The organism is Streptomyces sp. NPDC042002, from assembly GCF_055588305.1.
In genome coordinates this window covers 25,133-38,507 of record NZ_JBVJCT010000028.1, presented here as the reverse complement: position 1 = coordinate 38,507, position 13,375 = coordinate 25,133, and the positions used below count along the sequence as shown (strand labels likewise).

At 68.2% G+C, this 13,375-nt stretch carries 16 protein-coding genes; 5 read left to right on the top strand and 11 right to left on the bottom strand.

The features are described 5' to 3' along the window. The first annotated feature begins 61 nt into the window (after positions 1-61). Positions 62-2,032, top strand: a complete 1,971-nt coding sequence (locus ACZ6KY_RS30615; protein WP_469313507.1) for a TIGR03960 family B12-binding radical SAM protein — start codon at positions 62-64, stop codon at positions 2,030-2,032. Positions 2,033-2,189: 157 nt separating this feature from the next. Here the strand turns inward: ACZ6KY_RS30615 and ACZ6KY_RS30610 are convergent, their stop codons facing one another. After that, positions 2,190-2,660 carry a VOC family protein gene (locus tag ACZ6KY_RS30610; RefSeq protein WP_469313506.1) on the bottom strand — a complete coding sequence of 157 codons (471 nt, stop codon included), beginning with the start codon at positions 2,658-2,660 and terminating at the stop codon, positions 2,190-2,192. Between the two features lie 649 nt (positions 2,661-3,309). On the opposite strand from ACZ6KY_RS30610, the gene ACZ6KY_RS30605 reads away from it, so the two are divergent. Then, a complete protein-coding gene (locus tag ACZ6KY_RS30605; protein ID WP_469313505.1) occupies positions 3,310-4,644 on the top strand; it encodes a PP2C family protein-serine/threonine phosphatase in 1,335 nt (444 codons plus the stop codon). A 50-nt stretch (positions 4,645-4,694) separates the two neighbouring features. On the opposite strand, the gene ACZ6KY_RS30600 is transcribed toward ACZ6KY_RS30605, so the two are convergent. Genes ACZ6KY_RS30600 through ACZ6KY_RS30555 form a run of 10 tightly spaced genes read right to left on the bottom strand, consistent with a single transcriptional unit; the run spans position 4,695 to position 10,265 of the window. Continuing rightward, entirely contained in the window at positions 4,695-4,973 is a 279-nt protein-coding gene (locus ACZ6KY_RS30600) for a gas vesicle protein K (RefSeq protein WP_469313504.1), read from the bottom strand. Beyond that, positions 4,970-5,197, bottom strand: a complete 228-nt coding sequence (locus tag ACZ6KY_RS30595; RefSeq protein WP_469313503.1) for a gas vesicle protein — start codon at positions 5,195-5,197, stop codon at positions 4,970-4,972. The genes ACZ6KY_RS30600 and ACZ6KY_RS30595 overlap by 4 nt, the downstream gene beginning before the upstream one ends. A gap of 3 nt (positions 5,198-5,200) precedes the next feature. Further along, a complete protein-coding gene (locus ACZ6KY_RS30590; RefSeq protein ID WP_469313502.1) occupies positions 5,201-6,013 on the bottom strand; it encodes a GvpL/GvpF family gas vesicle protein in 813 nt (270 codons plus the stop codon). Between the two features lie 51 nt (positions 6,014-6,064). After that, positions 6,065-6,397 (bottom strand): gas vesicle protein, encoded by a 333-nt coding sequence (locus ACZ6KY_RS30585; protein WP_469313501.1) that lies wholly within the window; start codon positions 6,395-6,397, stop codon positions 6,065-6,067. Continuing rightward, the gene (locus ACZ6KY_RS30580) at positions 6,390-7,463 is read right to left on the bottom strand and encodes an SRPBCC family protein (protein ID WP_469313500.1); all 1,074 of its coding nucleotides are present in this window, start codon (positions 7,461-7,463) and stop codon (positions 6,390-6,392) included. Before ACZ6KY_RS30580 ends, ACZ6KY_RS30585 begins: the two co-directional genes overlap by 8 nt. Positions 7,464-7,469: 6 nt before the next feature. Beyond that, complete coding sequence (locus tag ACZ6KY_RS30575) at positions 7,470-8,417, bottom strand: histone protein (RefSeq protein WP_469313499.1); 948 nt, start codon at positions 8,415-8,417, stop codon at positions 7,470-7,472. 7 nt (positions 8,418-8,424) lie between these two features. Next, complete coding sequence (locus ACZ6KY_RS30570; protein WP_469313498.1) at positions 8,425-8,679, bottom strand: gas vesicle protein GvpG; 255 nt, start codon at positions 8,677-8,679, stop codon at positions 8,425-8,427. A 1-nt stretch (position 8,680) separates the two neighbouring features. Further along, positions 8,681-9,430, bottom strand: a complete 750-nt coding sequence (locus ACZ6KY_RS30565; RefSeq protein WP_469313497.1) for a GvpL/GvpF family gas vesicle protein — start codon at positions 9,428-9,430, stop codon at positions 8,681-8,683. Positions 9,431-9,433: 3 nt separating this feature from the next. Beyond that, complete coding sequence (gvpJ, locus tag ACZ6KY_RS30560) at positions 9,434-9,904, bottom strand: gas vesicle protein GvpJ (protein WP_469313496.1); 471 nt, start codon at positions 9,902-9,904, stop codon at positions 9,434-9,436. Positions 9,905-9,944: 40 nt separating this feature from the next. Further along, positions 9,945-10,265, bottom strand: a complete 321-nt coding sequence (locus ACZ6KY_RS30555) for a gas vesicle protein GvpO (RefSeq protein WP_469313495.1) — start codon at positions 10,263-10,265, stop codon at positions 9,945-9,947. Between the two features lie 335 nt (positions 10,266-10,600). Here ACZ6KY_RS30555 and ACZ6KY_RS30550 point away from each other — a divergent pair, with 335 nt between their 5' ends. From ACZ6KY_RS30550 to ACZ6KY_RS30540, 3 genes are all read left to right on the top strand, one after another. Beyond that, positions 10,601-11,215, top strand: coding sequence for a PH domain-containing protein (locus ACZ6KY_RS30550; protein ID WP_469313494.1), 615 nt, complete (start codon positions 10,601-10,603; stop codon positions 11,213-11,215). Between the two features lie 314 nt (positions 11,216-11,529). Continuing rightward, entirely contained in the window at positions 11,530-12,522 is a 993-nt protein-coding gene (locus ACZ6KY_RS30545) for a phospholipase D-like domain-containing protein (protein ID WP_469313493.1), read from the top strand. Positions 12,523-12,936: 414 nt separating this feature from the next. After that, positions 12,937-13,371 (top strand): barstar family protein, encoded by a 435-nt coding sequence (locus ACZ6KY_RS30540; protein WP_469313492.1) that lies wholly within the window; start codon positions 12,937-12,939, stop codon positions 13,369-13,371. Positions 13,372-13,375 lie beyond the last annotated feature (4 nt).

The window sequence follows — 13,375 nt, the reverse complement described above, 5'->3', positions numbered from 1 at the left end:
GGTCCCTCCGGTCGCGTTACGCTAGATGGTCACCCCCCATCAGCTCACGAAGGTTCGCGAGATGCCTGCCGAAACCGCCGTGTCGGTCTTCCCACAGCTCGAAGCTCTGCTCCCGCATGTGCAGAAGCCGATCCAGTACGTCGGCGGAGAGCTCAATTCCACGGTCAAGCCCTGGGACACCTGTGACGTCCGCTGGGCGCTCATGTACCCCGACGCCTACGAGGTCGGCCTGCCCAACCAGGGCGTCATGATCCTCTACGAGGTACTGAACGAGCGCGAGGGCGTCCTCGCCGAGCGCACGTACAGCGTCTGGCCGGACCTCGAGGAGCTGATGCGCGAGCACCGGGTCCCGCAGTTCACGGTGGACAGCCACCGCCCGGTGAAGGCCTTCGACGTGTTCGGCCTGTCCTTCTCCACGGAGCTGGGCTACACGAACATGCTGACCGCCCTCGACCTGGCGGGCATCCCGCTGGAGTCCAAGGACCGCACGCTCGACGACCCGATCGTGCTGGCCGGCGGTCACGCGGCCTTCAACCCCGAGCCGATCGCCGACTTCATCGACGCGGCGATCATCGGCGACGGCGAGCAGGCCGTGCTCGACATGACGGAGATCATCCGCGCCTGGAAGGCGGAGGGCCGCCCCGGAGGCCGCGAAGAGGTCCTCTTCCGTCTGGCGAAGACGGGCAACGTCTACATCCCGGCCTTCTACGACGTCGAGTACCTCCCCGACGGCCGGATCGCCCGCGTGGTCCCGAACAAGTCGGGCGTCCCGTGGCGCGTGTCCAAGCACACCGTCATGGACCTCGACGAGTGGCCCTACCCGAAGCAGCCCCTGGTGCCCCTCGCGGAGACCGTCCACGAGCGCATGTCGGTGGAGATCTTCCGCGGCTGCACGCGCGGCTGCCGCTTCTGCCAGGCGGGCATGATCACCCGCCCGGTGCGCGAGCGCTCCATCACGGGCATCGGCGAGATGGTGGAGAAGGGCCTGAAAGCGACGGGCTTCGAGGAGGTCGGCCTGCTCTCCCTGTCCTCCGCCGACCACTCGGAGATCGGCGACATCGCCAAGGGCCTGGCCGACCGGTACGAGGAAGACAAGATCGGCCTCTCCCTCCCCTCCACCCGCGTGGACGCCTTCAACGTCGACCTGGCCAACGAACTGACCCGCAACGGCCGGCGCTCGGGCCTGACCTTCGCCCCCGAGGGCGGCTCCGAGCGCATGCGCAGGGTCATCAACAAGATGGTCTCGGAAGAGGACCTCATCCGGACCGTCTCCACCGCCTACGGCAACGGCTGGCGCCAGGTGAAGCTGTACTTCATGTGCGGCCTGCCGACGGAGACGGACGATGACGTCATGCAGATCGCCGACATGGCGATGAACGTGATCGCCGAGGGCCGCAAGGTCTCCGGCCAGAACGACATCCGCTGCACGGTGTCCATCGGCGGTTTCGTCCCCAAGCCCCACACCCCCTTCCAGTGGGCGCCGCAGCTCTCCGCCGAGGACACGGACGCCCGCCTCACGAAGCTCCGTGACAAGATCCGCGGCGACAAGAAGTACGGCCGTTCGATCGGCTTCCGCTACCACGACGGCAAGCCCGGCATCGTCGAGGGCCTCCTCTCCCGGGGCGACCGGCGCATCGGCTCCGTCATCCGCGCCGTCTACGAGGACGGCGGCCGCTTCGACGGCTGGCGCGAGCACTTCTCGTACCAGCGCTGGATGCGCTGCGCCGACAAGACCCTCCCCGCCTTCGGCGTGGACGTCGACTGGTACACCACCCGCGAGCGCACCTACGAGGAGGTCCTGCCCTGGGACCACCTCGACTCGGGCCTCGACAAGGACTGGCTCTGGGAGGACTGGCAGGACTCCCTCGACGAAACCGAGGTCGAGGACTGCCGCTGGACCCCGTGCTTCGACTGCGGCGTGTGTCCGCAGATGGACACCAGCATCCAGATCGGCCCGACCGGCAAGAAGCTGCTGCCTCTGACGGTCAAGAACGCGGGTACGACGCCCGCCGCGAGTGGTCACACCCACTGACGGGAGCGGGCACTCGATCGGGTGATCGCGGCGTCGGCGGGGGTGAGCGAGGAGGAGGCTGCGGCACCGGTTGCGGTCGTCGCTTCGCCCCCTCGCTCGTCGGCGCCGCCGGCGTAGCCGGCCGCAGGCCGACGGCGCGCGTGCGGAACGCGGTGGGTCAGACCGAGGCGTCGGCGTCCTGCACCGAGGCCGCGAACGCCTCGGGGCCCTGCTCCGCCGCCGCCGGGTCCATCCACATGACCTGCCAGCCGTGGCCGTCGAGGTCGAAGAAGCTGCGCGAGTACATGAAGCCGTAGTCTTCGGCGCCGTCCGCCTCGGAGCCGCCCGCCGCGAGCGCGGCGGCGCTGACCGTATCGACCTCGTCACGGGATGACACGCTGAAGCAGTACAGCGCCAGCGTGTGCGTGGTGGGATCGGCCATCGGCAGTTTCGCGAACTCCGCGAACTTCTCGCGGCTGAGCAGCATGACGAAGGCGTGCTCGCCGACCAGCATGCAGGCGGCGGTCTCGTCGGTGAACTTCGGGTTGAAGCCGAACCCGAGCTCAGTGAAGAACGCCTTGCTGCGCTCCAGGTTCGCGACGGGCATGTTCACGAACAGCATGCGGCCGGGGTGTGCGGGATCGGTCATGGCGGGTCTCCAGTCGGTGGCTCGATGGCGTACGTCCTGGTAGACCGGCGCAGTCGGCGGAACTCATCGGTGGATCTCGGCCGGGCCGCGGTCGCAGCGTGCTCGATCGGTGATCGGCGCTCCGCCGGGGGCGAGCGAGGACGAGGTCGCCGCCGCGCCGGCTGCGGGAGGCGCTTCGTGTCCTCGCCCTCCCGTGCCGTCGGCCGGCCTCGTCCCGCGCTCCGCCGCCGGGCCCCGGAGGTGCCTCACAGACCGTCTCCCGGAGCGGCGGGCCAAAGGGGCGCGCCGCCCGTCCAGGGGTCTCACACACGACCTGCGGGCGGGGGCGTGTGTCAGCGGCGGCGCAGCATCATGACGACGGCGACGACGACGATGATGAGGACGACGGTACCCAGGCCTATGTACACGGGTTTCTCTTTCCTTCGGGGAGCGGTACCCATTGGTGCCGCACAGACCCGAGTGCCCCGATCGGGGCTTTTCAGCCGGCCCAGGTGATTCTTGTCCCGCCGTTGACCGCTGCGACTCGCCGCCCGTGCGTCGGTCTCAGGACTGGCCGCGACTGCTTTTCCCCTCCCATTTGCGACACTGACCTGCAGGAAGTCGATGTGGCTTCCTCGGGACCGGATCAGGTTCAGGGAAGGACGGACGCGTGGCAGGCGGGGTCGACTTCGCCGGGGGACTGAGGGCAGACGGCCTACCCGCCGCGCTGTCGGATCCGTCGCGCGTGGCGGCGGTGGAGGCGACCGCGCTGCTGGACACCGGACCGGAAGAGGTCTTCGAGGACCTGGCGGTGCTGGCGGCCAGGGTGACCGGGGTGGGACGCGCATTCGTCACCCTGGTGGACGCGGACCGCTCGTTCTGGAAGTCATGCGTCGGAGTCGATGCCACAGCCATCGCCGACCGCCAGAACCCGGTACGCGAAAGCTTCTGTTACTTCCTCGTCGGTCTGGCCGGCGACCCCTTCATCGTGGACGACGCCGCCGCTGACGCTCGCACCCGCGAGCATCCTTCCGTCGAGTCGATGGGCATCGGCGCCTGGGCCGGCTATCCCCTGCTCTCACCGGACGGCCAGGTGCTGGGCAGCTTCTGCGTCATCGATGACCTCCCGCGCGAGTGGAGTGAGGCAGACCTGGCGACCCTGGCCACCTTGGCCCGCTCGGTATCGGCCGAAATCCACCTGCGCCAGTCCCTGGCCGCCTCCCAGAAGGCGCACCAGGTCTCCGCCGAGCTCGCCCACACCCTCCAGCAGGGCATGCTGCCCCCCGCGCTGCGGCCCGTGCCCGGCCTGGACGCGGCGGCTTCCTACCTGCCGGCCTCCGGGCTGGCCCGCAGCGACATCGAAGTGGGCGGCGACTTCTACGATCTCTTCCACACCCGTGGCCCCTTCTACGGCGCAGTCCTGGGAGACGTGTGCGGCAAGGGCGTACAGGCTGCGCAGGTCACTGCCATGGCCCGCTACACCATTCGGGCTGACGCCGGCGGCACCGCCTCGCCGGCGGACCTGTTGGGCCGCCTGAACACCGCCATGCTCGCCCAACGCGCCCCGCGATTCCTCACCGCCGTCTACACGTCCTTCCGCCTCACCGCTGCCGGCCTGGCGGGCCGGATCAGCCTGGCAGGACATCCGCCGGCCCTGGTCCGACGCGCGGACGGGCGGGTCTGCGAACTCGGTGAGCCAGGGACGCTGCTGGGCGTCCTGAAGGAGGTGAGCCACACCGATGTCCGCTTCCGTCTCTCGCCCGGCGATGCGCTCCTGCTCTACACCGACGGCGCCTGCGAGGCGCGCCCCCGCCCCGGCACCGCACCGGATCGAGTGCGACCCGAGTTCGGCGAGGACGAACTCGCCGGCACCCTGGCGGACACCCACGGCATGGATGCCGCCGCGACCATCGACCACATCAGCGGCACGCTGAACGCCCTGCACGGAGGCTGGGCCAGCGACGACACGGCTCTGCTCGCCCTGCGTGTCCCGCCCTCTGTCTGACCAGGCCGGCCGAAGGCGCGATCCCGATGTGCTCGCCTGCCCGAACACCTTCAGCTTCGAGGCAGAAGTGACCCAAGAGGCCCGAGGTCCAGATTGAGGTCCTCCGGACGCACTCCGTGCTGCTCGCAGAGTTCGGTCATCCGCTGGTCGAGCAGCATCAGCGTGGTCCCGATCTCGTCGACCTGCTCATCGCTGAGGTCGCCCTGCTCGATGCGGCGAATCGCCTGGCGCTCCATCAACTGCCGGAGGAGTTCGACCACGGTGAGTACCAGGGCGACGAGGTCGCGTCCCATCTGGTCGGAGTCCAGGTCGAGTCGGGAGCCGGTCACAGCGGGCCGCCGTCCGCCCAGGGAGCGGGGACGCGTTCGTTCACGGATGAGAGCAGGGCGTGAAGCGACAGGCGTACCAGCGGAACGTCAGCGATGGCGATGACCAGGTCACCGCTGATGACGACGCCGGTTGCCAGCACACGGTCCAACAGGTCGACGAGCGGCACCCCGATGGGTCCGCTGAGCGGCCCGGGGCTGTCCCATGGCACCACCTCGTGCGTCACCGTCTACACCTCGCCGACGAATGAATAGGGCACCCACGGCCCTGACAGCTCGATCTGTGCCCCGGTGCGTTCCCGCAGCGTCCGGGTCAGGCGGGCGAGCTCCTCGGCGCGGTGTTCCGCCACCAGGTACGTCGCGTTGAGGACCTGGACCCGGCGGTCCCCGGAGGGCTGGGGATGCGGCCGCAGTCTGCGGGACGCCGTGGCGAGTCCACGGACTTCGGTATCCACGGCCTCCGCGGTCCGCAACGCCTCGTTCTGGCTCCGCTCGCGGCGCTCCTGAGCTCCCCGTTTGAGGTTCAGGTAGGCGAGGCCGGCTCCGGGTGCGGGGCGCGATCGGTCGGCCGGTGTGACGGGTCGGGCCGCGGTCCGGCCCGTCTCGTCCCCCGAGGAGGGCGGCGCGTAGACCTTCACGCCCCATTCGGCGTGGTGCGCGATGCGCTTGAGGGCGGCGTGGAACCGGTCGGCCTCGTTGGCCAGCGCCTCCCTCGCCCTCTCCGCACCGTGATACAGAGTGGCCATCGGCAGGGGAACCGTAGGACAGCAGGCGGCGACCGCTGAGACGACGTCGTGGTGCGCGCGTGCGTATCGCTCCAGTTCCTGCTGGTCGGACAGACGCGCCTGCCAGGCTTCGTCAGTGAAGTCGCCGGCTCGGACCGTCTGGACGATCGCTGTCAGTGTCCCCAGCGACAGCGTTCCCACGGGCGCCTCGTCGCTCACTCCCGGCAGCCCGGCGACGGCCGACAGGTCCGGGTTCCAGCAGACAGCGAACACGTAGGTGGTGCTGGCGTCCGAAGGCTCGGGGTCGCGCTCCGTCATACCTCGGTTCTCCTTGTTCCTCGCTGCCTTGTTCCGCGCTGCCTTCGGGAATCACTGAGGCTGTTTCTCCGGTGTCTCGGATTCGAGCTCCTTCAGCCGCTCACGCAATTCGCGGTTCTCGTCCTGCAAAGCGTTTCGGGAAGCGTGTGAGCTGAGTGCCGGATCGTTTTCCCACCAGTCGATTCCGGCCTTTTTCGCGGTGTCCACGGATGCCACGAACAGACGGAGGCGAATGGTGAGAAGTTCGATGTCGAGGAGATCGATTTTGATATCTCCGGCGATCACGATCCCTTTGTCGAGAACGCGTTCGAGGATGTCGGCGAGGTTGGTCGTCTGAGGTCCGGGGACAGGGTAGGCACCTTGTCTGAAGTCAATGTCAGACACGGCGCTTCCTCTTGCCTCTCCTCTTCTTGGGAGCGTCCTCGTCCTCGTCTGTATCTGCGTCTGCGTCTGCGTCCTGGTCTTCGGCTCCCTCCTCGTCCTCGTCCTCGTCCTCATCCGCGTACTCGTCCTCGGCCTCCGGGGCCTCTTCGTCCTCGTCCTCGTATGCGGAGTCGGCGCCGTCCTCGGCATCGTCTTCGCTCTCGGCCTCGCCCTCGTCGCCCTCCAGTTCCTCCTGCTCGGCCTCTTCCTCCTCCACAGCGTCCTCATGGGACACGACGACTTCTCCGTCACGGATTTCGCCGCGCCAGCCGTCGGGCTCCTCGCTGGTGAGGGTGACGTACCGCTGGAAGTTCTTGAAGTCCAGTCGCATGCGGCGTCCCTGCGCCCGCCAGAGGTTTCCCGTCTTCTCGAAAAATCCGGACGGGTAGTACTCCACGACCAGGACGATTCGGGTCAGGGTGGGCGACAGTTCATGGAAGCTGACCGCGCCGCGGGTGGTGCCCTTGGCCCCTTCGGAGGTCCAGACGATGCGATCGTCAGGAATCTGTTCCTGGACGGTCGCTTTGAAACTGCGCGTCGAAGGGCCGACTTTGACTTTCCAGTCGCTCCCGGTCTCATCGCTCTTCGAAACGTCGCGAACGCCCTTCGCGAAGCTGCTGAACTGGTCGTACTGCGTCCAGTAGTCGTACGTGTCTCGCAGGGGCACTCCCACGTCGAGAACCTCGACGATGTTCATGACCTTGCCGCCGCTGGCCTTGCGTTTCCCCTTCCCCCCGCCGAGGGCTTCCTTGGCCTTTCCCACGACGTTGTCCTTGACGCCCTTGGCCTTCTCCGAAACGAATGCCTTCAACGGTGAGTCGCCCTGCAGGATGCGGGATCCGATCGCGGGGAGTGAGCCGCCGTTCTGGGCCGCGTCCGTGAGCTGACCGGTGATGTCGGTCAGTTTGTCGCCGGCCTTCTCCGCGAGATTCTCCATTTGCGTGGACAGGAACTTGGACAGCTCTTCACGGAGCTGTCCCGCGCCCGATGTTTTCTCGGAGGCTTCGTCTTGTTCCGTCTTGGTCATGGCTGCCTACCTCCGACGATCGGCGCGCTTGGACGCGGCTCGCTTCGACGATGCCGTCTTCCTGGCCGCGGTCTTCTTGGCCGGAGCGGTTTTCTTCGCTGCCGTCTTCTTCGCCGGCGCGGTCTTCCCGGCGGCGGTCTTCTTGCCGGGGGCGGTCTTCTTCGCCGCGGTCTTCTTGGCCGGAGCGGTTTTCTTCGCTGCCGTCTTCTTCGCCGGCGCGGTCTTCCCGGCGGCGGTCTTCCTGCCCGGGGCGGCCTTCTTCTCAGCGGTCTTCTTCGCCGGTGCGGTCTTGCGCGCCGTGGCCTTCTTGGCCGTCCGGGACCTCTCGCCGCGGGTGGGAGCAGCCTTCTCCCGTGCCGGTGCGGAAGCCCCGCGGGACCGACCCGATCGCGAACCGCGGCGCCGCTGCGGTCGCGTCTCCTCCGGCTCCTCTTCCTCTTCCTCCCCCTGTTCCTTCTCTTCCTCTTCCTCTTCCTCCTCCGGCTCTTCCTCGTCCTCGTACTCGTCTTCCGGCTGCTCCTCCTCCCCTTCCTCCCCTTCCTCGTCCTCGTCGTACTCGGCCTCCGGCTCTTCGTCTTCCTCGTACTCCTCCGGGGCGTACTCCTCTTCCTCCTCTTCCTCCTCTCCCTCTTCGTCCGCCTTCCCTCCGACCAGGGCCGTACGGTCGCTGATGGCGTCGGCAAGCGTGCTCATGCCCCGGTCGGCGGCGGCAGTCATCGCCTGCCGGGCCGCGTCCAGGACTTCGCCCGTCAGCTGCTCCTGCAACTCGGCGACCTGCGGAATCTCCCCCAGCCTGCGCATCCCTTCGGCGGCGAGCTGACGGGGTTCAAGGCCGAACCGTCGGCCCGCCAGATAGGTCGCGATGGACAGGGCCAGCCGGCCCTTCTTCGTGCGGCCCAGTACGTAACCACCCACTACAGCGGCCGCGAGAGCTACCTTTTCTTTGTCATCCATGACTGCGTCACCTTCGATCGTTCGGCGCGGAACAGGCCCGTGCGGCGTGCAGCCGGTCGAGCAACCGTTCTTCTTCTCGTTCGAACTCCTCCAGGTTGATGTCTCCGTCCTCGAATTCCCTGTTCAGGACGGCCAACTGGGTACGGAGCACCGCTGGGTCGTGCAACTCGCGCTCGGCGGCGTCATTGAGCTTTTCCGCCACCCAGACGACACCGCGGACCGGTGCGAGGGGCAGGGTGAGCAGTCCGGTGATCAGTCCCATGTCAGACCCCAGCGGTTCGGACGGGCGTGCCCTCGGCTGAGACGAAGCTGTAGCAAGGCAGCGGACCCGAGAGGCGCAGCTCCACACGGTCGCGGTTCGTGCGGGCGAATCGCTCTGCCGCCTTTCGGAAGTCATCGCTGTCGTCGCGATCGAGGAGGAACGACACGTTGAGCACGCATCCCTGGACTTCGGGTCCCGAGGCCACCGCGCGGGCCTTGGGTGCGAGCTCTCGGAGAACCCGCCGGCCGGCTTCGGCGGCCCTGCTCTCCAGAGCCGCCGCGATGGCCTGGCCCAGTTGGAGGCTGGCTTCGTAGCCAGGCCGTCGACGCGCTTCGTCCCGCAGTCGGCGGACCTTCTTGTCCTCCGCGACAACGCCGGCCAGCGCGTCCTGCGCCGGAAGCGCCTTGATGTTGACCTCGACCCCGCCGGCAAGGTGTTCCAGCGCGGTCATATGGTCCGCCTCGCGGGCCGTCAGCTGGTCGCGCACCGTTTCGTCGTCGGCTGCGACCATTCCGAACCGCATCGGCAGTACCGGGCCCTGTTCCGACAGGCGCATCAGCAGATCCTGGTGAGCGAGCAGGTCGCGGCGCCTGGCGCGGAGGTTGGGGGGAGCCTCACTGACGACGGCGGCGACCCGCCCCTGCCGGATCTCCCGCAAGGGGGCCGCCGGGCTGCCCACACCCCGTGCGTCCGCCGGCAGCGGCCTTCCCGCCCGGATGATCGCGTAGACGTAGACACCATCGGCTGTCATGACTCACGCCTCCGCGGGCCGTCGTCGTCGGCTCGTACCGCTTCGCGCCGGAGCGCGCCGCTTCCTCGGCCGTTCCTGCTGTTCTTCGTCGTCCTCGTCAGGCTCGTCGGAGTCGTCGTCACCGCCGCCGATCACCTTGCGAACGGTGTCACCGACACCCTCCGCGGCCTTGCGCACCTTGCGTTTGCCGATGGACTTGGCGGCACCACCGCTGAGCAGCTCGGGGATGGTGGTGCTGCCGGAGTCGCGTTCCAGGTCGAGCCGGTTGCACGCTTCCGCGAATCGCAGGTACGTGTCGACACTCGCTATCACGATGCGCGCGTCTATCTTGAGGATCTCGATGCCGACCAGGGACACCCGGACGAACACGTCGATCACCATGCCCCGGTCAAGGATGAGTTCGAGCACGTCGTACAACGTGCCGGCGCGCGGTGGGCACGCCACTACCTCGTCGGAGTAGGTGGTCGCAGGCATGGGGCGTCCTTCCGGTTGTCGGGCAAACCTGAGTCACTGCTCACTCGTCGGCGGATCCCCGCCGATAGCGGCGGACCCTGCGGTACTCCATGAGTTCGCCGTCCTGGTCGAGCCGCACCTCGTACGACGCGAGCAGGCTCGTCGTGTCCGGAATCCGGGGCAGTTCAAGGACGTCCACGACGACACACCAACCGTCGTCCTCGCGCCGCACCGCTGACACACCCTCCGTGGGATGGCCGATCAGACCTTCCAGGCTCCGGCAGGCAGCACGCGCGGCATGTCCGGCTCCACGCACGGACGGTGTGCGGCGAGCGGCTGTCGTCGAGGATTTCCTGGCGCGTGGCCGACGCTCTTCTGCCATGAATTCAAGTCTGGTAGATATCCGGCACGGCGCACCTTGAGTGAGGCAGTCGGGCGCTCCCTGCCCGGCTGCTGTCGCCGCGATCGCCTCCCTGAAGCGCGCAGCACCGTCCGGCGTCAGGCCGACGGGCGGTGAAACAGGCTGGTCACAGGGCTGGGGCCTGTGTGACCATCCCTCGACGGTGGCCTCTGGGGGATGTTCCGCAGTTGAGGGGTCACGTCTTCAGGGAGGGGTTTGTGGGAGGGGCCGAACCGGTGAGGGAGTACCGGAGGCGTCGTCAGTCACCGGGAGAGCTGGGCCGGTTGTGTGTGCCTCTTGTCCCCGTGGTGTTCTACGTGGCACGGAGCTTGCAGAAGAACGATCCTCTGGCCCGGTGGCTCGGTGTCGGTTGCCTCGTCATGACGCTCGGCGGATTGGCCTGGGCGCTGCTCTATCTCCGGCGGGCTTTCACCCGGGTCGACGCGAGCGGCGTCGCCCTCCACGGTGTCTTCCGCGTTCGTCGTATCCCCTGGAGCGAGATCTACGAACTCGATGTACGGCGACCTCCGCGGGCGGCGAGAGACGGAGCGTTCGTCGGCACGATGAGCGGCCGGCGTCGTTCGCTCCCCCAGGTGAACCAGCTGCAAGGGGGAAGGCTGCGCGCGGAAATGGCCGCGCTCCGGGAGATCGGCACCCGGTACGGCGGGCGCACGTGGGAGCGTATGCCGGTGGTCGAGCACGCCCTCCGGCGACGGGCGGGGCGGACACGCTCCGTCAGCAAGGCGCCGGCCGCGGCCGTGAGGACATGGCTGGTGACGGCCGCTCTCTTCGCCGTCCTGCTCGTGACCGGCCGGCGGCCGTCCGCACTCCTCCTGCTCCTCTGGATGCCGGTCGGAGCCCTCGTGTTCTTCATGGCCTTCTTCTGGTGGCGCTGGGAGACGCACGCGCCCCGCGGGAGAGACGCCTGGTAGCGCCGGCCGAGTCCTGGTGACGCGGGCGCCGTGGTGGACGGTTCCCTGCCCCGCGGGCCCGCGTCGAGGCGCTGCGGCCGGGGCTCTCCCTGGGCGGACTCGGGTGCTTCTCAGGGCTCGCTACGAAGATTTTGCGATCGCGCGGGGATCGCATGAACCGCTTTCCAGCTGCGCGGAGTCCCCTTTGTCCGCCGGTTCGGCGGACCGGTAACTGCGCGTTCACCCACCTTCTCTTCCTCGGCAGTCTACGCGCGTGGTGTCATGCACACGCCCACAGTCCCCCGGGTGGGCGTCAACTCGACTAGGAGTCACGCATGTTGTGGAAGGTCTTCGGCCGCGCCGGTGTCACGCTGGCAGCAGGCGCCGCCGTGCTCGCCACCGCCGTCCCCGCGAACGCCGCGAGCTACACGGCGTTCGCCTTCTCGCAGAGCAGCAGCCAGCCCACGATCTACGGCTTCATCAACTCGGCCACCACGTCGCTCGACATGACGATGTACGAGCTTGAGGACACCACGGCCGTCAACGACCTCATAGCCCTGGAGAACAAGGGCGTCACGGTGCGGGTGATCCTGGACAGCGCGCACAAGTCCGCCAACCAGTCCGCGTACAACTCCCTGACGAGCGCGGGCGCGGGAGTGGCCTGGTCGTCGTCCACCTTCGTCTACACTCACCAGAAGACCATCACGGTGGACGGCACGAAGTCACTGATCCTCACCGGCAACCTCACCTCCCAGTACTACCCGACCGGGCGTGACTACGGCGTTTTCGACGACGACAGCCGCGACGTCGCCGCGATCGAGAAGGTCTTCAACGCGGACTACGCCGGCACCGCGATCACCCCGACCGACGGTGACCATCTGCTCTGGTCGCCCACCGACTCCCGCAGCCGCCTGGTGTCCGTGATCAACAGCGCCACCAAGACGCTCGACGTCGAGGAACTGGAGTTCAGCGACAGCACGGTGGTCAACGCCATCGTGGCCAGGGCGAAGGCGGGCGTCGCCGTACGGGTGGTCCTGGAGAGCCCCTCCAGCTACTCCAGCCAGGTGTCCGCGATCAAGGCGGCCGGCGGCACCGTCGTCGGATACTCCGACCCCAACGGCTTCTACATCCACGCCAAGGCGATGGTCGCCGACTACGGCCTGTCCACCCAGGAGGTGGAGGCAGGTTCCATGAACATCAGCAGCAACTCGCTGAGCAACAACCGGGAACTGGGCCTCATCCTCACCGGCACCGGCGTGGCCCAATCCGTCGCCACCACCATCGAGACCACCTTCAACAGCGACTACGCGGGCGGCACCGCCGCCTAGAACCGTCGGGAAGGCCCGCTGACGAGGACGCGGACCGCGCCGGGGTGCCGAGGACGCGGTCGCGTTCGCCCGCGTCCCGGCCGGTCCGGCCGGGACGGCGGGTTCACCCGGTCCGGGCGCGCTTCGACTCGGATGCCCGAACCGCCGGCCGACGCTGGTGTGGGCGTCGTTCAGGTGCGAAGGCCGCGGCTGCTTCTCCTTGTACGGAGAGCGACGCGGGTTCGAATCCCGCCGCCGGCTCCGGCTGGTGCCGTCCAGCGGCCCACCCGGCGGATGGCGTCACCCGGTCCCGGATGAGCGGGGTGTCGTGCTCGTGGACGGACAACCGGATCCCGGCCGAGCCGCGTGTGGTGTACTCATCCGGCGATCATCAAAAGACTGCGTGCGGGGGACTTGGTGAGTACCGAGGACGAGATGCTTGACGCTTGGGTGGACGTCGAGGAACGGCTGCCCTGGCTGCCGCTCGACCCCTATTTCGTGGGTGAGGAACGGCAGGGCCTCCTGGTGGAGGAACTGGAACGGTCGGGCTTCTCCGTACTGGAGATCGACCTGGCGACGGTGCGCGAGGAGCGGCAGCTCAAGTCCGCGCTGGGCCGGGCGTTGGTCAAGCCGCAGGAGTACGCCGACAACTGGGACGCGCTGCGCGACCTCCTCCAGCAGCGCGGTGAGGACCGCCCGTGGCTCATCGCCTTCGTGTTCACGGAGGCCCACTCGTTCCTCCGCGCGGACGTGCACGGTTTCGTGCGGTCCGTGACGGTGCTGCACAGCCTGGCCGAGGAACTGTCGAACATCGACGAACCGTACGGCCAGCTGGAGCTGTTCTACGTGGGGGACTGGACCGAGGTCTGACCCG

Coding starts and splice junctions, on each gene's coding strand:
- ACZ6KY_RS30610 (WP_469313506.1), bottom strand. CDS start 2,660: ATGACCGATCCCGCACACCCCGGCCGCATGCTGTTCGTGAACATGCCC.
- ACZ6KY_RS30545 (WP_469313493.1), top strand. CDS start 11,530: ATGTTGTGGAAGGTCTTCGGCCGCGCCGGTGTCACGCTGGCAGCAGGC.
- ACZ6KY_RS30540 (WP_469313492.1), top strand. CDS start 12,937: ATGCTTGACGCTTGGGTGGACGTCGAGGAACGGCTGCCCTGGCTGCCG.
- ACZ6KY_RS30575 (WP_469313499.1), bottom strand. CDS start 8,417: ATGGATGACAAAGAAAAGGTAGCTCTCGCGGCCGCTGTAGTGGGTGGT.
- gvpJ (WP_469313496.1), bottom strand. CDS start 9,904: ATGCCTGCGACCACCTACTCCGACGAGGTAGTGGCGTGCCCACCGCGC.
- ACZ6KY_RS30570 (WP_469313498.1), bottom strand. CDS start 8,679: ATGGGACTGATCACCGGACTGCTCACCCTGCCCCTCGCACCGGTCCGC.
- ACZ6KY_RS30565 (WP_469313497.1), bottom strand. CDS start 9,430: ATGACAGCCGATGGTGTCTACGTCTACGCGATCATCCGGGCGGGAAGG.
- ACZ6KY_RS30555 (WP_469313495.1), bottom strand. CDS start 10,265: ATGGCAGAAGAGCGTCGGCCACGCGCCAGGAAATCCTCGACGACAGCC.
- ACZ6KY_RS30590 (WP_469313502.1), bottom strand. CDS start 6,013: ATGACGGAGCGCGACCCCGAGCCTTCGGACGCCAGCACCACCTACGTG.
- ACZ6KY_RS30580 (WP_469313500.1), bottom strand. CDS start 7,463: ATGACCAAGACGGAACAAGACGAAGCCTCCGAGAAAACATCGGGCGCG.
- ACZ6KY_RS30615 (WP_469313507.1), top strand. CDS start 62: ATGCCTGCCGAAACCGCCGTGTCGGTCTTCCCACAGCTCGAAGCTCTG.